This window comes from Xanthomonas sp. (genome assembly GCF_017163755.1).
Classification (GTDB): domain Bacteria; phylum Pseudomonadota; class Gammaproteobacteria; order Xanthomonadales; family Xanthomonadaceae; genus Xanthomonas_A.
Genome location: NZ_JAFIWC010000021.1, coordinates 65,495 through 84,813 on the forward strand (window position 1 = coordinate 65,495; position 19,319 = coordinate 84,813).

The window sequence follows — 19,319 nt, forward strand, 5'->3', positions numbered from 1 at the left end:
GCGGCTTACTCGGACTTGTTGCCATTCAACTGCGCGCGCAGCAGCGCACCCAGCTGAGTGGTACCGCCGGACGCGGACTGGTATTCCTCCAGCACTTCGCGCATTTCGGCATCGTCCTTGGCCTTGATCGACAGCTGCAGGGTGCGGCCCTTGCGGTCCATGCCCACGAACTTGGCTTCGATCTTGTCGCCCACCTTCAGGTGCTGGGTGGCGTCGTCGACGCGTTCGTTGGCGATGTCGCGCGCGGCGACGTAGCCTTCGATGCCGTCGGCCAGGTCGATGGTGGCGCCCTTGGCGTCCACTTCGCGCACCACGCCTTCGACCTTCGAGCCCTTCGGATTGGCCGCCATGTACTGGCCGAACGGATCCTGCTCAAGCTGCTTGACGCCCAGGCTGATGCGCTCGCGCTCCGGATCGACCGCCAGCACCACCGCTTCCAGCGTGTCGCCCTTCTTGAAGTTGCGCACGATGTCTTCGCCGGTGGTGTTCCAGCTGATGTCCGACAGGTGCACCAGGCCGTCGATGCCGCCGTCCAGGCCGATGAAGATGCCGAAGTCGGTGATCGACTTGATCTGGCCGGACACCTTGTCGTTCTTCTTGTGGGTGGCCGCGAAGGTCTCCCACGGATTGGCGGCGACCTGCTTCATGCCCAGCGAGATGCGGCGACGCTCCTCGTCCACGTCCAGCACCATCACCTCGACCTCGTCGCCGACCTGCACGACCTTGGACGGGTTGACGTTCTTGTTGGTCCAGTCCATTTCCGAAACGTGGACCAGGCCTTCGACGCCCGGCTCGATCTCGACGAACGCGCCGTAGTCGGTGACGTTGGAGACCTTGCCGAACACGCGGCTGTTGGCCGGGTAGCGGCGCGCGATGTTGTCCCACGGATCCTCGCCCAGCTGCTTCAGGCCGAGGCTGACGCGGTTGCGCTCGCGGTCGAACTTCAGCACGCGCACGTCCAGCTCGTCGCCGACGTTGACGACTTCGGACGGATGGCGCACGCGCTTCCAGGCCATGTCGGTGATGTGCAGCAGGCCGTCGATGCCGCCCAGGTCCACGAACGCGCCGTAGTCGGTCAGGTTCTTGACCACGCCCTTCAGGATCGCGCCTTCCTGCAGCTTGTCCATCAGCTGCTCGCGCTCTTCCGAATGCTCGCTCTCGACCACCGCACGGCGCGAGACGACCACGTTGTTACGCTTGCGGTCCAGCTTGATGAGCTTGAATTCCAGCTCCTTGCCTTCCAGGTAGGCCGGGTCGCGCACCGGGCGCACATCCACCAGCGAACCGGGCAGGAACGCGCGGACATCCTTGATGTCCACGGTGAAACCACCCTTGACCTTGCCGCTGATGCGGCCGGTGATGGTCTCGTTCTTTTCCAACGCTTCTTCCAGCTCGTCCCACACCATCGCGCGCTTGGCCTTCTCGCGCGACAACACGGTTTCGCCGAAGCCGTTCTCGAGCGAGTCGAGGGCGACCTTGACCAGGTCGCCTTCGGCGACGTCGATCTCGCCAGCGTCGTTACGGAACTGTTCGATCGGCACGATGCCTTCGGACTTCAGGCCGGCGTTGATGACTACGACATCGCCACGGACCTCGACCACGGTACCGGTGACAATGGAGCCCGGCTTGAGCTTGGCCAGATTGGCTTGGCTCGCTTCGAACAGTTCGGCAAAAGATTCGGTCATTAGAGATTTACTCAATTGAACACACGGACAGTCGGTTCCGATCGGAACGGCGTACTGCCCACCCTGGTTAGTCGACCCAAGAAGCAGGCCGGGTGTGAAGTGGGAAAAACCGCTGCGCGGCACGCAACGGAGCCTTTGGAACACTGCAAATACGAACGGGTGACGCCCATGGCGCGACGGGCGCGCCATGCTGCTGCAACCTCCCGGCGCGACCCTCAGGCGGGCAGCAGTTCCAGGACGCGGCTTACGACTTGATCGATGTCCATGCCGGTGGTGTCGAGGAGGACGGCGGCGTCGGCCGGCCTCAAGGGCGCCACTGAACGTTGGGCATCACGGGCATCGCGGGCCATGATCTCGCGCAGCAGGTCGTCGAATATAACGGAAACTCCTTTTTCCTTCAACTGCTTATGCCGGCGCCCGGCGCGCTCCTCGGCGCTGGCGGTCAGGAACACCTTGTACGGGGCGTCGGGGAAAATCACCGTGCCCATATCGCGGCCGTCGGCGACCAGCCCCGGCGGCTGCCGGAACGCCCGCTGGCGCTGCTTGAGCGCCGAGCGCACCTCCGGGATGGCGGCGATTGCCGAGGCCACCGCGCCGGTGGTCTCCAGGCGCAGCTCGTCGGTGGCGTCCACGTCGTTGACCCGCACCCGCAGTCCGCCGCCGGGCTGCTCGACGAACTCCACGTGGGTGTCGAAGGCGCAGCGCACCAGCGCCGCCGCGTCGGAGATGTCCAAGTTGGCCCAGCTGGCGGCGACCCCCACCGCCCGGTACAGCGCCCCCGAATCCAGGTAATGCCAGCCCAGCTTGGCGGCCACGATGCGGCTGACGGTACCCTTGCCCGCCCCGGAAGGGCCGTCGATGGTCAGGACGGGAGACGGTTCGTTCATGCGCTTCCTTCGGGTGGGGAAGGCGCATTGTAGCCCCGGCCGCCGCCCGATCGGCGCAACCACTTGAAACCATGAAGAAAAGCAGGCTAGAATCGCCGGCTTACTCATCCAGCGATGCCGCGAAGGCGCGTCGCGCTCCTTCCGAATCCACAGTTTATCCCGAGGTGTGCCATGAAAGTCCTGTCCTCCCTGAAGTCGGCGAAGGCCCGTCACCGCGACTGCAAGGTGGTCCGCCGCCGCGGCAAGGTGTTCGTGATCTGCAAGTCGAACCCGCGTTTCAAGGCTCGCCAGCGCTGATCCACGACGGCCCGTCCTGCGGCGGTACGCGCATGGCGACGGGTTTTCGCGAAAGGCCGCCTTCGGGCGGTTTTTTGTTGCCGAAGTTTGCTGTAATCGCCGTTCGTCCTCTGGGGAGTACACCGTGATGAAGCATCGTCTGTATGTGGCGCCGCTGCTGGCGTGCCTGGGCCTGGCGGGCATGGCCCGCGCCGAGACCCTGCTGGTGGACCGGGTCAAGGAAGAGCCCGCCGCGGCCCTGCCGACCCGCGGCCTGAGCATGGCCGAGGTCGAGTCGCGTTTCGGCGCGCCGCAGCAGAAGCTGGACCCGCGCGGCGGGCAGAAGCGGCAGTGGCCGACGATCAACCGCTGGGTGTATCCGGCGTTCACCGTCTACTTCGAAAGGCAGAAGGTCGTCGACGTGGTCGCCAACCAGGCCGGCCCGGGCGAGATCGGCCCGAAACCGCCGATCCGCTGATGCCGTTCCTCCCGCAGGGGTGGGTGCGGTGCGGTGCGGTGCGGGATCGCGGATGCAGGCAGCTCCGAGCCCGGATTGATGCGAGTCCCTCGCAAGAGCCCGCACGTCCATGTGCGGGGATTGGATTAACCGCCTGGCTTCGGCCGGCAGCACCCGAGCAGTAGCCCGCAATGACCGACAGGTTTCGCCTTCCCGCCGAATGGGAGCCGCAGTCCGCCATCCTCATCGCCTGGCCGCATGCCGGCACCGACTGGGCCGAGCGCCTGGCCGACGTCGAGGACACCTACATCGCCCTGGTCGCGGCGATCGTGCGCTTCCAGCCGGTGCTGATCTGCGTCGCCGACGCCGACCTGCAGATCTACGCCGAAGCGCGGCTGCGCTCGGCACGGGTGGACATGGGCCGGGTGCGCTTCGTCGAGGCCGAGTACGACGACACCTGGCTGCGCGACTCCGGCCCGATCACGCTGAAACGCGACGGCGACGGCTTCCAGCTGCTGGATTTCCGCTTCACCGGCTGGGGCGGCAAGTTCGCCGCCAGCCGCGACGACCAACTGGTCGCCGCATTGTCGGCGCAGCGCCTGTTCGCCGGGCATCCGGTGCGCAGCATCGACTTCGCCCTGGAAGGCGGTGCGATCGACAGCGACGGCGCCGGCACCCTGCTGACCACCTGGCAGTGCCTGCACGAACGGCACCCGCAGCGCTCGCGCGAGTCGCTGTCGCACGACCTGGCCGACTGGCTGGCGCAGGAGCGGGTGCTGTGGCTGGACCACGGCTACCTGGAAGGCGACGACACCGACGCGCACATCGACACCCTCGCCCGCTTCGCCGGCGAGGACGCGATCGTGTACCAGGCCTGCGACGATCAAGAAGACTCGCACTACGCCGAGCTGCAGGCGATGGGCCGGGAACTGGCCGCGTTGCGCACCCGCGACGGCCGGCCGTACCGCCTGTTCCCGCTGCCGTGGGCGCAGCCGGTGCTCGACGAAGGGCGCCGCCTGGCCGCCTCGTACGCCAATTTCCTGATCGTCAACGGCGCGGTGCTGATCCCGGCGTACGGCGACCCCGCCGATGCGCAGGCGCAGGCGATGATGGCGCAGGCGTTCCCGAACCACGAGGTCGTGCCGATCCCGTGTCGCGCGCTGATCTGGCAGAACGGCAGCCTGCACTGCATCACCATGCAGCTGCCCGCCGGCGTGCTGGCGGCCGACGCCTGAGCCAGCCCCGCCGCAGCGGCTAGCCGCCCGCGCGATCCCGCCGCCGTGCCCCGCTCCACCGCGCGCCGTGCCATCGGCGCGTGTCCTGCGACCGCATGCGGGCGTGGCCGCAGTGCGGCGCCCGTCCGTTCATGCCCAGCGGGCCTGCCGCGGCGCCATCCGCGCTACCATGCGTTTTTCCGCCCAATCCCCTTCAAGCAATGACCCGAACCTCTCTTTCCGTCGCGCTGATCCAGGAGCGCAACCACGGCGATGCCGAGGCGAATCTGGCCGTGATCGAATCGCGGGTGGCCGAAGCCGCCGCGCAGGGCGCGCAGCTGGTGCTGCTGCAGGAACTGCACAACGGCGCGTACTTCTGCCAGCACGAATCGGTGGACGAGTTCGACCTGGCCGAACCGATTCCCGGCCCCAGCACCGAGCGCCTGGGCGCGCTGGCCAAGCGCCACGGCGTGGTGCTGGTGGGTTCGCTGTTCGAGCGGCGGGCGGCCGGGCTGTACCACAACACCGCCGTGGTGCTGGAGAAGGACGGCAGCCTGCTCGGCAAGTACCGCAAGATGCACATCCCCGACGATCCGGGCTTCTACGAGAAGTTCTACTTCACCCCCGGCGACCTCGGCTTCAAGCCGGTGGACACCTCGGTGGGCCGGCTCGGCGTGCTGGTGTGCTGGGACCAGTGGTATCCGGAAGCGGCGCGGCTGATGGCCCTGGCCGGTGCCGAGATGCTGCTGTATCCCACCGCGATCGGCTGGGACCCCGGCGACGAGCAGGCCGAACAGGAGCGCCAGCGCGATGCGTGGATCCTGAGTCACCGCGGCCACGCGGTGGCCAACGGCCTGCCGGTGCTCAGCTGCAACCGGGTCGGGCACGAGCCGTCGCCGCTGGCGTCGGAAAAGCCGGTGGGCGCGGCGGGCATCCAGTTCTGGGGCAACAGCCACGTGCTCGGCCCGCAGGGCGAGTTCGTCGCCGAGGCCGGCGCCGAGCCGACCGTGCTGGTGTGCGACGTCGACCTGCAGCGCAGCGAGCATGTGCGCCGGATCTGGCCGTTCCTGCGCGACCGCCGCATCGATGCCTACGGCGACCTGCTCAAGCGCTACATCGACTGAGCCCGGGCCTTGGACGACCTGCACCTGCGCGCGGCCGAAGCCGCGGACATCGCCGCGATCACCGCGCTGTATGCCGAGGAAGTGCGCAGCCACGTCAACACCTACGAGTACGACGCGCCGGACCAGGCGGAGATGCTGCGGCGGATGCATGAGGTGACCGCGCGCGGCTATCCGTACCTGGTCGCGACCGTCGGCGGCGAGCTGGCCGGCTACGCCTATGCGAGCAGCTACCGCGCCCGCGTCGCCTATCGCTGGACCGTGGAGAACACCGTTTACGTGAATCCGGCGATGCACGGCCGCGGCGTCGGCACGGCGCTGCTGCAGGCGTTGATCGAGGCCTGCCAGGCACGCGGTTTCCGGCAGATGGTGGCGGTGATCGGCGAGCCGGCCAATCGCGCCTCGATCCGCCTGCACGAGCGCATGGGCTTCCGCCACGTCGGCGTGTTCACCGGCCTGGGCCGCAAGCACGGCCGCTGGCTGGACACCGTACAGATGCAACGCCCGCTGGGCCCCGGCGCCGACGAGGCGCCCATTGATGAGTGACCCGATGAACGAACTTTCCGAGGCGACCAGCGACGAACTGCTGGCCGGCCAGCCGTACCGCATCGTCGAGCGCGATGGCGTGCGCTACACCCTGCTCGGCACCGCGCACGTGTCGCTGGCTAGCGTCGCGGCGGTGGAACGGGCGATCGGCAGCGGCCGCTTCGACGCCGTCGCGGTGGAGCTGGACCCGCAGCGCCTGCAGGCGCTGACCGATCCCGATGCGCTGACCAAGCTCGACCTGGTGCAGGTGATCCGCAAGGGCCGCGTGGCGCTGTTCGCCGCCAACCTGGCGCTGGCCGCCTACCAGCGGCGCCTGGCCGAGCAGCTGGGCATCGAACCGGGCGCCGAGCTCAAGCGCGCGGTGGTGCTGGCGCGCGAGCACGGCCTGCCGGTCTACCTGATCGACCGCGAGGTCGGCCTCACCTTCAAGCGCGCGTCCAATCGCCTGGGGTTCTTCGGCAAGTTGAAGCTGGGCAGCGGCCTGCTCGGCGGCCTGTTCGCCTCCGACGAGGTCGGAGAGGCCGAGATCGAGAAGCTCAAGCAGGGCGACATGCTCGAAGCCAGCTTCGGCGACTTCGCCAGCGAAAGCCCGGCGCTGTACGACACCATCATCGCCGAGCGCGACCACTACATGGCCACGCGCCTGCGCGAGGAACACGCCAGTCGGGCGCACGCCGGCGGCGCGTTCGACGCGGCACATGGCCCGCTGCACGCCGAGGGCCCGCGCGAGATCCTGGCGGTCATCGGCGCCGGGCACCTGGCCGGGCTGGCGCGCCATCTTCAGGACGACCAGGAACCGCCGGCGCAACTGCGCGCGGCGCTGGAGGACGTGCCGGTCAGGAAGAAGGTGCCGTGGGTCACCCTGGTCCTCACCGCGCTGGTGCTCGGCGGCGTGGTCTGGGGCTACTGGCGCGGCGGCTTCGCGCTGGGCACCGACCTGCTGCTGCAGTGGGTGCTGTTCACCGGCGGCCTGGCCGGGCTCGGTTGCCTGATCGCCGGCGGGCATCCGCTGAGCATCCTCGCCGGCGCGATCGCCGCGCCGCTGAAGCCGTTCCGTCCCGGCGTGCCGGCCGGCGCGTTCAGCGCGCTGGTCGAGGTGCACATGCGCAAGCCGGCCTACGGCGATTTCCTGGCGCTGCGCGACGACGCACAGACCGTACGCGGCTGGTACCGCAACCGCGTGTCGCGGGTGGTGCTGACCTTCCTGCTGACCAACCTGGGCAGCATGCTCGGCGTATGGCTGGCGGGCTTCCGCATCTTCGGCAAGCTGGCCGGTTGAGCGCAGCGTGGCGGCAGGGCCATGCGCCCTGCCCCATCGGATAACCGCGGTGCCCTCGCCGCGGCAGGAAGGGCTTGGGCCGGCGCCTTGCTGACCCAGACGCCGGGTTGAAGCCCTCCCGCGGATGGTCTGCACGCTGCCGGCGAGGCTACGGCGAGGATCGCGCCGCGCACCGATGCGCCGCGCGGCCGGTCGCTCAGTGACCCCTCCGCGCGCGGTTATCGCTGCATTCGTCAGGACACCTGCGGTGCCGGCACCCCGCGGCCGCCGCGGGCGCGGCGCACCAGCTGCGCCACGCCGTTGCTCAGGTCGTCGAGGATCGCGTAGATCGTCGGCAGGAACAGCAGGCTGACCACGGTGGAGAACGCCAGCCCACCGGCGATCGCGCGCGCCATCGGGTAGTAGGCCGGGCCATCGCCGAACATCTGCGTGGTGGTCAGCGAGATCGGCACCATCGCCAGGATCGCCGTGCCCATCGTCATCATGATCGGGCGCAGCCGTTCGCGCGAGCCTTCCACCAGCGCCTGGGTGCGGCCCAGGCCGCGCCGGCGCAGGTTGTTGATGTGCTCGATCATCACGATGCCGTTGTTCACCACCACGCCCATCAGCACCAGGATGCCGATGAAGGCCATGATCCCGAAGTTGGTGCCGGTGAGCCAGAACAGCCAGAACACGCCGAAGATCGAGAACAGCACGCCGCTCATGATCGCCGCCGGGAACAGCAGCGACTCGAACACCGCGGCCATCACCACGTAGATCATCAGCAGCGCGATCAGCAGGTTGAACAGCATCTGCTGCATCGCCGCGCCGTCGTCCTGCCCGTCGACCCCGTCGAAGGTGTAGTGGTAGCCGGCCGGGAAGCTGACGCCCTTGAGCGTGTCCTCCATCGCCTTCTTCGCCTCGGGCTGGGTCACCTTGAACCCGAGGTTGGCGGTGATGGTCAGCGTGGTCTGGCGATTGGTGCGCCCGATCTGCGTCGCCGCCGGCCGCACCTGCACGTCGACCAGGCTCAACAGCGGCACGCTGCGGCCGTCCTTGGTGCGCACGTTGAAGCCGGCCAGGTCCTCCGGTGTGGTCTGCTCGGCGCCTTCGAAGCGCACCCATACCGGCACTTCGTTGTCGCCGCGGCGGAACTCGCGCAGGGACGAGCCGCGCAGCGCCAGGCCGACGAAGCTGGCCACCTGTTCGGCGTTGAAACCGAACGCGGCCGCGCGCTCGCGATCCACCCGCACCGCCAGCTCGCTGGTGCGGTCGCCGGTATCCACGCGCACGTCGCGCAGTTCCTTGCGCCGCGCCAGCAGCGGCACCACGTCGTCGGCGATCGCGCGCAGGGCCTGGGTGGAATCGCCGACCAGTTGCACCTGCACGCTCTGCGCGCCGGCGCCGCCGCCCTGCCCGTCTCCGCCGTTGGTGCCGACGCTGTAGTCGGCCAGCGCCGAGCGCGGCAGGTCCTTGCGGATCTGCTCGATCAGCGCCTGCAGGTTGCCGGCCTTCTTGACGTCGATGGTCAGCGTGGTGCTGCTGCCCTCGACCTCGCTGAACCACGAATAGACCTGGGTGACGTGATAGCGCTCGCGCCGGGTGTCGATGAAGCGCTCCAGCTTGCCGACTTCGGCCGACAGCTGCTCGCGCGTGTACGAGCCCTTCCACTGGTAGGAGATGAAGATCTGGTCGCCGCCGTCGCCGCCGAACATGTCCTTCTTGGTCTGCATCATCGGGATCACGCTGAGCGCGCTGACCAGCACGATGCCGGCCACGCTCCAGCCGCGGTGCGCCAGCGACCAGCTCAGCATGCGCGCATAGCGCCGCTGCAGGCGCGGGATCAGGCCGCGCTCGGAGGTCACCAGCGTCGGCGTGCGCATCCGCGCCGACAGCATCGGGATCAGGCTCACCGCCACCAGCCACGAGGCCAGCAGCGACACCGAGATGGTGATCGCGATCTGCGCCATGAAGATGCTGATGTCGTTGGTCTCGCCGAACAGGTTCGGCACGAACACGATGCAGTGGCACAGCGTGCCGGCCGACAGCGCGATGGCGACGTTGCGGGTGCCGAGGATCGACGCCAGCTGCGGCTGGTCGGGCATGCGCTCGCGTTCCTGGTAGATGCTCTCCACCACCACCACCGCATTGTCGACCAGCATGCCCACCGCCAGCAGCAGGCCCATCATGGTCAGGATGTTGAGGGTGACCCCGGCGAAGTACATGAAGCCCAGGGTGATGGTGAAGCAGATCGGGATCGCCAGGGTGACCATCAGCGTCGACGGCCAGTGGCGCAGGAAGAAGAACAGCACCGTGACCGACAGCAGCAGGCCGACCGCGCCGGCCTCGGCCAGTTCGGTCAGCGACGAGGTCACCGCCTTGCCCTGGTTGTCGATGACCTTGACCTGCACGTCGCTGAGCGCGGGCTGCCTGCGGATCTGCTCCACGTCGGCGAGCACCGCGCGCGAGACCTCCACCAGGTTGGCGCTGCGCTCCTTGTAGATGTCCAGGCCCACCGCCGGGCGGCCGTCCAGGCGCCGGCCGTAGTTCATCCGCGTCGGCTTCAGCCGCACCTGGGCAATGTCGCCCAGGCGCAGGCCCTTGTTGTCGATCACCAGGTCGCGCAGTTCCTGCAGGTCGCGCAGTTCGCCGACCGGCTGCACCCGCAGGCGCTGGCCGTTGTCGTCGATCTGGCCGGCCGACAGCGAGAAATTGAGCTTGCCCAGGCGCTCGCTGAGATCGTTGAGGCTGAGGTTGTGCGCGCTCAGCCGGTCCGGCGCGATCGCGATTTCGACCTCGCTCGGCGGCGCGCCCGACACCTCGACCTTGGCCACGCCGGGGATGCGCTCCAGGCGCCGCTTGAACTCGCGGTCGAGCATGTCGTAGGCGCCGGTCAGGTCGGCCTTGCCGGCCAGACGCACCTTCAGCACCGGCTCGTCGCTGCTGGACCACTTGAACACGTGGTAGCGCTGCAGGTCCTCGGGCAGGTCGGAGCGGATCGCATCGATGCGCTCGCGCGCATCGGACGCGGCGATGGCGATATCGCGGTCCCAGTCGGAGAACTCGATGAAGATGTTGGCGCCGTCGGCGGTGGCGGTGGAACGCATGCGCTTGATGCCGGTCATCGTCGCCAGCGCTTCCTCGGCCGGGCGCACCAGGTTGCGTTCCACCTCGTCCGGGGTCGAGCCGGTATACGGCAGCTGCACGAACAGGAACGGCGCGGAGATGTCCGGCAGCGCCTCCAGCGGCAGCCGGAACGCGGCGATCAGGCCCACCACCACCAGCGAGATGAAGCACATCACCGTCGTCACCGGACGGCGGATGCTGAACTCGGCGATGCTCATGCCGGTTCCTCCGCCGCCGTCGCCGCGTGCCCGTCGCCGCCGCCCAGGCGGCGCCGCGCGCGCCGGCCGCGTTCCAGGTAGTAGCCGTCGGCGCGACGGTCCAGCCGGTCGTAGACCACCGGGATCACCACCAGGGTCAGCAGCGTGGACACCAGCAGCCCGCCAATCACGGTGATCGCCATCGGCGCGCGCACCTCGGCGCCCTCGCCCATCGCCACCGCCAGCGGCAGGAAGCCGAACAGCGTGCACAGCGTGGTCATGATGATCGGGCGCAGGCGCGAGCGCGCGCCTTCGATCAGCGCCTCGCGCTTGGCCACGCCGTCCTCGCGCAGCTGGTTGACCTTGTCGATCAGGATGATCGCGTTCTTGGTGACCAGTCCGACCAGCAGGATCAGGCCGATGAACACCACCACCGACACCGGCTTGCCGGTCAGCAGCAGCGCCAGCACCGCGCCGACCATTGCCAGCGGGATGGTGAACAGGATGACGAACGGATGCAGCAGCGACTCGAACTGCGAGGCCATCACCAGGTAGACCAGGAAGATCGCCAGGCCGAAGGCGAAGATCAGCGACTTGGCCGACTGCGCCAGTTCCTCGCCCTGTCCGCCGATATGCATGCCCACGCCGGCGCCGAGCGGTTCGCGCTGCACCATGTCCTGCACTTCGCGCACCGCGCCGCCCAGGTCGATGTCGCGCAGGTTCGCCGACACGATCGCCACGCGGATCTGGTCGGCGCGGTGGATCTCGCTCGGCCCGGTGGTGGCGACCACGTCGGCGACCGCGTCCAGGGTCACCGGGCGGCTGCTGCCCGGGTTGACGATCAGCCGGCGGATGCTGTCGACGCTGGCGCGGTCGCTCTCCTGTGCGCGCACCAGCACGTCGATCTTGCGGTCGCGGAAGCTGTAGCGGGTGGCGACGTCGCCGCGCACCTTCTTCACCACCACGTCGGCGATCTGCCGCGTGGTCAGGCCCAGCGCGCCGGCGCGCTCCTGGTCGAAGCGGATCTGGATCTCCGGGAAGCCTTCCTCCACGGTCGACTTGACGTCGGCGTAGTGCGCGTTGCCGCGCAGCATCGCCGCCAGCTTCTGCCCGGCCTGCTGGATGGTGTCCAGGTCCTGCCCGCGCAACTCGATTTCCAGCGGCGTGGAGAAACTGAACAGCTCCGGCCGCCGGAAGCTGACCTGCACGCCCGGGTGCTGGCGCATCGTCTCGCGCATCCGGTCGCTCTGCTGCGCCTCGAAGCGTTCGCTGCCGCCGCCGGCCATGGCGATGGTCAGCTTGCCGATGTTCTCGCCGCTTTCGGTGGGACTGGCATCCAGCCGCGTGCCGCTGCCGCTGACTCCGTACAGGGCCTGCACGCCGGCGTCCTTGCCGTGCTTTTCCTGCAGCTCGCGCACCAGCGCATCGGTCTGCCGCAGCGGCGTGCCCGCCGGCAGCTTCACCATCATCTCGAAGCGGTCCTGCGCCAGCTGCGGGATCAGGTCGGCGCCGAGCATCGGCGCCACCGCCAGCGTGGCGAGGAAGGCGGCGGCGGCCAGGCCCAGCACCAGCCACGGCCGCGCCAGCGCGCCCGGCAGCAGGCGCAGATAGCCGCGCTCGGCGCGCGCGTACGGCGCCATCGCCAGGTCGCTGGCCTTGCGCATCACCGGCGCGATCACCGCCACCGCGCCGCGCCACAGCCGTACCACCAGCCACGCCGCGGCGAAGAAGCCGCCGCGCACGGCCGCGGCCGCGCCGCGGCGGCCCCACGCAGCCGGCTTCTGCCAGGCGCGCGTGGGCTGCCATTGCGGATGCGCCGGCTCGGCCGGGAACGCCATCGGCGGGCGCCCTTTCAGCGAGCTCAGCATCGGGATCAGGGTCATCGACACCACCAGCGAGATCGCGATGGCGATCGCCACGGTCAGCGCCTGGTCGCGGAACAGCTGCCCGGCCACGCCCTCGACGAACACCAGCGGCAGGAACACCGCGATCGTGGTCAGCGTCGAGGCCACCACCGCCATGCTCACCTCGCGGGTGCCGACGATCGCCGCGTCGAGAATGCTCAGGCCGCGCTCGCGCGCCTTGGCGATGCTCTCCAGCACCACGATCGAGTCGTCCACCACCAGCCCGGTGGCCAGCGCCAGCCCGCCCAGCGACATCACGTTCAAGCTCAGCCCCAACTGGCCCATGAAGAAGAACGTGGCCACGATCGACACCGGCAGCGACAGGCTGATCACGAACGTGCTCCAGCCGTCGCGCAGGAACAGGAAGATGATCAGGATCGCCAGCAGGCCGCCGATCACCGCGTCCTTCTTGACGTCGTCGATCGCATGCTCGATGAAGCGCGACTGGTCTTCCAGCGTGGTCAGCTCCACGTCCGGCGGGATCTGCGCCTTCAGCTGCTCCAGCCGCTTGCGCAGCGAGGCCGCGGTGGACACGGTGTTGGCGTCGCCCTCCTTGTAGATCGCCAGTTCCACCGCCTCGCGCCCGCCCAGGCGGATGATCGCCTCGCGTTCCTTGTAGCCCTGGCGTACCTGCGCCACATCCTTCAGCCGCACCGGCATGCCGCCGGCGATGGTGGTGGTGGAACTGGACGAGGCGCTCTGCGCCGCCGAGGCGGCGGCCAGCGCCGCCTCCGAGCCGGTCGACGCGGCGATCGCGTACATCTGCTGCATCGCCGCGTCGGCGGCGCTGCTGCCGGCGCCTTGCGTGGTCAGCAGCAGGTTGTTGATCTCGTCCAGGTCGGCGAACTGGTTGACGGTGCGCACCAGGTAGCGCTGCGAACCCTGCTCCAGACGGCCGCCGGAGATGTTGATGTTCTCCTCCTTGAGCCGGGTGATCACGTTCTCGATCGGCAGGCTCAGCTGCGCCAGACGCTGCTGGTCGATATCGACCTGGATCTCGTCCTCCAGGCCGCCGCCGACCTTGACCGCGGCCACGCCGGCGACCGGTTCGAGTTTCTTCTTCAGGTCCTCGTCGGCGTAACGGCGCAGCTGGGTCAGCTGGCGCACCGCGTCGGCGTCGCTGGCCGGCGCGGCCTTGGTCGACAGCACCAGGCGCATGATCGGCTCGGTGGACGGATTGAAGCGCAGCAGCACCGGCGCCTTGGCCTCCAGCGGCAGCTCCAGCGCCTCCATCTTGTCGCGCACCTCCAGGCTGGCCTGGTCCATGTCGGTGCCCCAGGCGAACTCCAGCACCACGTCGCTCTGCCCGGTGCGCGAGACCGACTTGAGCTTGCGCAGGTTCTTGACCACGCCGACCGCTTCCTCCACCGGCTCGGTCACCAGCGTCTCGATCTCCGCCGGCGCCGCGCCGGCGTACTCGGTGCGCACGGTCAGCGTCGGGTAGCTGAGGTCGGGCAGCAGGTTGACCTTGAGGCTGTTGAGCGCGATCACGCCGAACAGCAGCAGGGTCACCGTGGCCATGGCGATGGTGACGCGGCGGCGCGTGGCGAACTCGACCAGGCCGCCACCGCGGATGCCCGGCGGCGTGTGCTCGTGCGGATCGCTGCCGTGATCGGAGCCGGCGCTGGTCATCAGCGCTTCTCCGCCGCGTTGCCGGCGCCGCTGGCCACGTCGCGCGCGGCCGGCGCGCCGATCACCTGCACGCTGCTGCCGTCGCGCAGCGCGACCTTGCCGGCGGTGACCACCTGGTCGCCCATCTGCAGGCCTTCGCGGATCTCGACCCACGGGCCCTCGCCGTAGCCCAGCTTCACCGGCACCCGCGCGACCTTGCCGTTCCTGACCCGGAACACGGCCGGGTCGCCGTCGTCGAGCAGCGCCAGGCGCGGCACCACCAGCGCGTCGGCGCGCTGGTCGTAGTCGATGCGCACGCGCCCGAACATGCCCGGCTGCAATGCCTCGGCGCCTTCCTCGAACGCGCACACCACGCGGAAGGTGCCGCTGCCGGAGTCCACCACCGGCGCGATGCGGTCGACCTTGCCGACGAAGGTCTTGCCCGGCAGCGCGTCGGCCAGCAGCGTCACCGGCTGGCCGGCGCGCAGCGTGGACAGCTCGCGCTCGGGCACGTTGAGCGTGGCTTCCAGGCGCGAGTCGTCGACGATGCGGAAGATCGGCGTGTTGATCTGCACGAAGTTGCCGGTCTTGATCGAACGCGACGCGATCACCCCGGAGATCGGCGCCACCACCGTCGCGTACGACAGCTCCAGCGTGGCCAGCTGGTGCTGCGCGCGTACGTTGGCCAGGTCGTACTTGATCTGGTCGACGTCGGCGGCGCTGACCAGCTGCTGGCCCACCAGCTGCTGCGAACGCCGGAAGTTGTTCTCGAGCTTGCGCAGCTGCGCCTCGCTCTGCGCCACCGCCAGCCGCGCGCGGTCCGGGTCCAGGCGCACCAGCGGCTGCCCGGCACGGACCTGCTGGCCTTCCTCGGCCAGCACCGCCAGCGCCACGCCGGAGGTCTTGGCCACCACCTGCGACTCGGCGCGCGCTTCCAGCGCCGCGGTGCCGCTGTAGCTGGCCGCCACCGCGCGGCGGCTGACCTTGGCCACTTCGACCGGTACCGCCTCCGGGGCCTTCTCCGCTTCCTTGCCCTGGGCCTGGGCCTCGCCGCCACCGGGCTTGCAGCCGGACAACAGCAGGCTGGTGGTGAGCAACAGCGCAGCGGCGCAGGGGGTGGAGCGTCCTAGCAGAAACGGGCGGCGCGTCATCGTCTTGTCCTGGTGGATGGCGTAAATGGTGTTGTAGGTAAGTAAACCACCTACTGACGGACAGATGAATGAGCCAAAGGTCATGGTGACGAGGGGTGCACTGCTTCCGTCCCTGCGCCAATCGCGGCGACCTGTTTCGGAGCCGGGAAAGCGCAGGCTATACTCGGCGCGTTCCGTGTTCCCCCACGCCGGAACGCCAGTCCCGTCTCCCGGACCACGAAACCATGCGCACGCAGCCGCTAGTCGCTTGTTTTGCTCTGGCCGTACTCGTTTTCGTCGGGGCCGCCCCGGCGTCGGCGCAGAACGTGCCGGCCCCTGCCGCCCCGTCCGCTCCCGCCGCGGTGGCGACCCCCGCTGCCGGCAATGCCGACAACGGCCGGACGATCGCCTATACCTGCCAAGGCTGCCACGGCGTCACCGGCTACAAGAACGCCTACCCCAGCTACCGCATTCCCAAGATCGGCGGCCAGTCGGCCCAGTACCTGACCCAGGCGCTGACCGAATACCGGCTCGGCACGCGCAAGCACCCGACCATGCAGGCCCAGGCGGAGAGCTTCTCCGACCAGGACATCGCCGACGTCGCCGCTTTCCTGTCCACTCTCAAGTAAGCCTTCCCATGACGAAAGCCGAGCACGCCATGCGCCATGCCATCGTCCTGCTTGCCGCCCTGTGGTTGGGGGCCTGCTCGCAGTCGCAGGTGGAATCCACCGGCCAGTCGGCCGGCGACCCGGGCCACGCCAGCGGCGAACACGGTTCCGGTTCCTCTGCCGGGCTGCCCCACGGGCGCCTGGAGGCCGGCGAGAAGCTCGCCCAGGCCAAGGGCAAGGCGACCGGACAGAGCTGCGTCGACTGCCACGGCGCCGACGGCAACGCGCCGATCGACGCGACCTATCCCAAGCTGGGCGGGCAGTACGGCGACTACATCGCCCACGCGCTGCAGGCCTACCGTGCCGGCGATCGCCAGCACGCCCTGATGACGCCGCAGGCCACCAACCTCAGCGACCAGGACATCGCCGACCTGGCCGCCTACTTCGGTTCGCGCACGTCCCAGCTGCGCGATCTGCACCACATGAACTGAGCGCGCCGCCGGCTTCTGCCGGCGCGCGCGTCGCGGCACCTGCATCGCATCCGCCGACTGTGGATCGCGGCCGGCGAACCCGCAGGACGCTCGCGGCTCCTTTTCCGCATCTGCCGCCGGCGACGCGTCCGGACGGATCGATCCTGCGCCCGGCGCACGCGGCCGGCGCTGCATCCGCAGCGTGTCCGGACTTCGGTCGATGGCAGAGCGTGGCCGGCAAACCCCGCAGCCTGCTCGGCACTCCTTAATCTGCCGGCGACGCGTCCGGACGGAGCGGTCCGTGCCCAGCGCACGCGGCCATCGCTGCATCCGCAGCGTGTCCGGGTCGGTCGATGGCAGACAAACCCGCAGCCCGCCGGGCTCCTTTTCCGCATCTGCCGGCGACGCGTTCGGACGGATCGATCTTGGTGGACGCCATCCAGGCGCGCATGCCTAGGAGGCGACAGCCCCTCCCGTGCCTAGCGGCTGCCGTTGTCTTCCTGCAGGCCCGGCTTGAACGGTACGTCCGGTGGCGGGCGCGCCGTCGCCGGCTGCTCGTTGAGGTTGGGATCGGTAAGGCTGCACCCGCCACCGAACTGCAGGATCGAGATCGTGCAGGAGATGCTGCTGGTCGTGCCCGGGATCGGGATGGTGACCTGCTTGACGCCGCGCCGCACCCATTCCTCCAGCAACGACTCGTTGGGGATCCAGTACTTGTCGAACGAGGTCGGCGTGTAGTCGTACGGCGGCCGCTTGAGCCATTTGCCGGATTCGGCGATCCGGTCGCGGCTCCAGGTATCGCGCTCGCTGCCCGGCGCGCCGCGCGGCGGCGACTGCTGGCTCCCGTCGCCGCCGGGCACGCGTACGCTGCCGTCGCCATTGAACAGGCCGTCGCGCTGGCCGGTGCCGGCATCGCCGGCGCGATTACGCGCCGATGCGCCCCAGTCGTCGCCACGCTGCGGCGTGGTCCAGCCGCCGTCGCGCGCCGTGCTCGCCGGGCCGCTGCCCGGCGCGGCGGCGCGGCTGCCGGGTGGGGCCGCGGCGGTGCCGGCCGGGGCCGTGGCCTGGCTGGTGCCGGCGGCGGCGCTTGGCGGGGTCTGGGCGGCGGCAGCCGTGGTCGCTGCGGTGCGGCCGGCGGCATCGGCATCGGCATCGGCATTGGCATTGGCCGGAGCCGGGGCCGGCGGCGCCGGCACGCTCGGCGAAGGCAGCTCGATCTGGCGTACCTGGGCCTGCGGCATGCGCAGCGTCGGACTGGACTCGCGCGGACGGATCTGCGGCACGGCGACCTGCGGCAAGGGCGCAGGCACCTCGCGCTCGCGCACCTGCAGTTGCGGTTCGGCCGGATGCGGCACCACCACCTCGCGCGGCCGGATCTGCACCGTGGGCGTCTCGGTGACCACGTCGATCTGGCGTACCGGCACCTGCACCTGCGGCGGCGCGACCTCGCGCGGCGTCACCGCGATCTCGCGCATCGGTGGCGGCGGCGGCAACACGAAGTCCTGGGTCGGCTGCGGGGTCTCGGTGACCTGCAGCGGCTGTTCGGCCGGCGGCGGCGGCACGGACTGCGGTGGCGACGCCGGCGCTTGCGCAGCGCCCGACGCAGCGGCGGCGGGCTGGGCGCGCGTGGCGGCGGCGCGCGCGTTCGCCTGTGCCTGTGCCTGCGCTGCGGCGGCGGCTTGCGCTGCCGCAGCCGCCGCATCTTCGGACGCCGCACCGCCGCCTTCTTCGGCCGGCGTGCCGCGACCGATGAATTCCACCTGCACCCGCCCGGCCTCGCCCGCATCCGGCCGCGGCGGCAGCAGCCGCACGAAGGCCATCCACAGCAGCAGCAACGCGAACACCGCATGCAGCAGCAGGCTGCACAGCGCCGCGGTGCGTCGCCACCAGCGCTGGTCGTGAGGCGCCGGATCCCAGTCCTGCCACCACAGCCGGCGGAACGCCTGCCAGGCATTGAGCCCGGGCGAGCGCGGCGCCGCCGCCGGGAGCGCGCGTTGCGCCAGGATCGCGGTCACGTCGCTGCCGCTGAACGGGCGCGGCAGCGGCGGCAACGAGACGAGCCAGTGCGCCCACCCGTACGGCAGCCCGGTGCGACGATCGCGCGGCAGCGTCCTCGGCGAACGCGCCAGCAGCGCGTCGAGGATGTCGGCGGCTCTCGTCACCGGCGTGGCAGGGAAATCAGGCCGCGGTATCGCGCGGGATGTACGGTGCGCTGCCGCCGTCGTGGTCGGTGGCGTCGCGCACCGCGGTGATGCCCGGCACGCGCCCCATCAGCGTCTTCTCGATCCCTTGCTTCATGGTCACGTCGGCCATGCCGCAGCCCTGGCAGCCGCCGCCGAAGCGCAGCAGCACCACGCCCTCGGCCGACACTTCCTGCACCGCCACGCGTCCGCCGTGCTGGGCCAGCTGCGGGTTGACCTCGTTTTCCACCACCCAGCGCACCCGTTCGACCAGCGAGGCGGCCTCGCCCGGCACCTCGCCCTTGATCTTCGGCGCCTTGATGGTGAGCTGCTGCCCGGTGCCCTGGGTGACGTAGTCGATTTCGGCGCCGTCCAGCCAGCCCACGCTGTCGGCGGCCACGTACAGGGTGAAGCCGGCGCAGTCGATGGCCCATTCGTCGCCGGCCAGATCGGCCGGTTCGGCGAACTCCAGGCGCGCGTCGGCGCGCGGGGTGCCGGGATCGACCGCGCTCAGCCGCACGCCCATGCCGGGCACCGCCTCGCGTTCGATCAGTTTGCGGAAATGGGTTTGCGCGTTGTCGGAGATCTGGATCATCCGGTTATTCTAGCCCCGTCCGCGTTATCCGCTCATCGCCAATTCTACCGTCGG

15 protein-coding genes are annotated in these 19,319 nt (G+C 69.8%); 8 read left to right on the forward strand and 7 right to left on the reverse strand.

Features of this window, described 5'->3' with window-relative positions:
- Positions 1-5: 5 nt before the first annotated feature.
- Both rpsA and cmk read right to left on the reverse strand, forming a co-directional pair.
- On the reverse strand, positions 6-1,685 hold the full coding sequence (rpsA, locus tag JR065_RS14785) for a 30S ribosomal protein S1 (protein ID WP_128420018.1): 1,680 nt from the start codon (positions 1,683-1,685) through the stop codon (positions 6-8).
- A gap of 215 nt (positions 1,686-1,900) precedes the next feature.
- The gene (gene cmk / locus JR065_RS14790; protein WP_206235037.1) at positions 1,901-2,572 is read right to left on the reverse strand and encodes a (d)CMP kinase; all 672 of its coding nucleotides are present in this window, start codon (positions 2,570-2,572) and stop codon (positions 1,901-1,903) included.
- A 171-nt stretch (positions 2,573-2,743) separates the two neighbouring features.
- On the opposite strand from cmk, the gene ykgO reads away from it, so the two are divergent.
- From ykgO to JR065_RS14820, 6 genes are all read left to right on the forward strand, one after another.
- Positions 2,744-2,869 carry a type B 50S ribosomal protein L36 gene (gene ykgO, locus JR065_RS14795; RefSeq protein ID WP_010342887.1) on the forward strand — a complete coding sequence of 42 codons (126 nt, stop codon included), beginning with the start codon at positions 2,744-2,746 and terminating at the stop codon, positions 2,867-2,869.
- Between the two features lie 127 nt (positions 2,870-2,996).
- Entirely contained in the window at positions 2,997-3,326 is a 330-nt protein-coding gene (locus JR065_RS14800) for a hypothetical protein (RefSeq protein WP_206235038.1), read from the forward strand.
- Between the two features lie 170 nt (positions 3,327-3,496).
- Positions 3,497-4,540 (forward strand): agmatine deiminase family protein, encoded by a 1,044-nt coding sequence (locus JR065_RS14805; RefSeq protein ID WP_206235040.1) that lies wholly within the window; start codon positions 3,497-3,499, stop codon positions 4,538-4,540.
- Between the two features lie 200 nt (positions 4,541-4,740).
- Positions 4,741-5,643 (forward strand): carbon-nitrogen hydrolase, encoded by a 903-nt coding sequence (locus JR065_RS14810; RefSeq protein WP_206235041.1) that lies wholly within the window; start codon positions 4,741-4,743, stop codon positions 5,641-5,643.
- Positions 5,644-5,652: 9 nt separating this feature from the next.
- The gene (locus JR065_RS14815) at positions 5,653-6,186 is read left to right on the forward strand and encodes a GNAT family N-acetyltransferase (protein ID WP_206235042.1); all 534 of its coding nucleotides are present in this window, start codon (positions 5,653-5,655) and stop codon (positions 6,184-6,186) included.
- Positions 6,179-7,465 carry a TraB/GumN family protein gene (locus JR065_RS14820; RefSeq protein ID WP_206235043.1) on the forward strand — a complete coding sequence of 429 codons (1,287 nt, stop codon included), beginning with the start codon at positions 6,179-6,181 and terminating at the stop codon, positions 7,463-7,465. Before JR065_RS14815 ends, JR065_RS14820 begins: the two co-directional genes overlap by 8 nt.
- A 233-nt stretch (positions 7,466-7,698) precedes the next feature.
- Here the strand turns inward: JR065_RS14820 and JR065_RS14825 are convergent, their stop codons facing one another.
- From JR065_RS14825 to JR065_RS14835, 3 genes are read right to left on the reverse strand one after another with little or no spacing between them, the layout of a single operon-like run.
- On the reverse strand, positions 7,699-10,788 hold the full coding sequence (locus tag JR065_RS14825; RefSeq protein ID WP_206235044.1) for an efflux RND transporter permease subunit: 3,090 nt from the start codon (positions 10,786-10,788) through the stop codon (positions 7,699-7,701).
- Entirely contained in the window at positions 10,785-14,303 is a 3,519-nt protein-coding gene (locus JR065_RS14830) for an efflux RND transporter permease subunit (RefSeq protein ID WP_206235045.1), read from the reverse strand. The genes JR065_RS14825 and JR065_RS14830 overlap by 4 nt, the downstream gene beginning before the upstream one ends.
- Positions 14,303-15,433, reverse strand: coding sequence for an efflux RND transporter periplasmic adaptor subunit (locus JR065_RS14835; RefSeq protein WP_206235046.1), 1,131 nt, complete (start codon positions 15,431-15,433; stop codon positions 14,303-14,305). Before JR065_RS14835 ends, JR065_RS14830 begins: the two co-directional genes overlap by 1 nt.
- A gap of 224 nt (positions 15,434-15,657) precedes the next feature.
- Between JR065_RS14835 and JR065_RS14840 the strand changes: the two genes are divergently transcribed.
- Positions 15,658-16,041: a c-type cytochrome gene (locus JR065_RS14840; RefSeq protein ID WP_206235048.1), complete on the forward strand. Its 384-nt coding sequence runs from the start codon at positions 15,658-15,660 to the stop codon at positions 16,039-16,041.
- Positions 16,042-16,049: 8 nt separating this feature from the next.
- The gene (locus tag JR065_RS14845) at positions 16,050-16,511 is read left to right on the forward strand and encodes a c-type cytochrome (protein ID WP_206235049.1); all 462 of its coding nucleotides are present in this window, start codon (positions 16,050-16,052) and stop codon (positions 16,509-16,511) included.
- Positions 16,512-16,969: 458 nt separating this feature from the next.
- Here JR065_RS14845 and JR065_RS14850 read toward each other — a convergent pair whose 3' ends face one another.
- Both JR065_RS14850 and JR065_RS14855 read right to left on the reverse strand, forming a co-directional pair.
- A complete protein-coding gene (locus JR065_RS14850) occupies positions 16,970-18,652 on the reverse strand; it encodes a hypothetical protein (protein WP_206235050.1) in 1,683 nt (560 codons plus the stop codon).
- Between the two features lie 16 nt (positions 18,653-18,668).
- Positions 18,669-19,265: an NfuA family Fe-S biogenesis protein gene (locus tag JR065_RS14855; RefSeq protein WP_206235051.1), complete on the reverse strand. Its 597-nt coding sequence runs from the start codon at positions 19,263-19,265 to the stop codon at positions 18,669-18,671.
- Positions 19,266-19,319 lie beyond the last annotated feature (54 nt).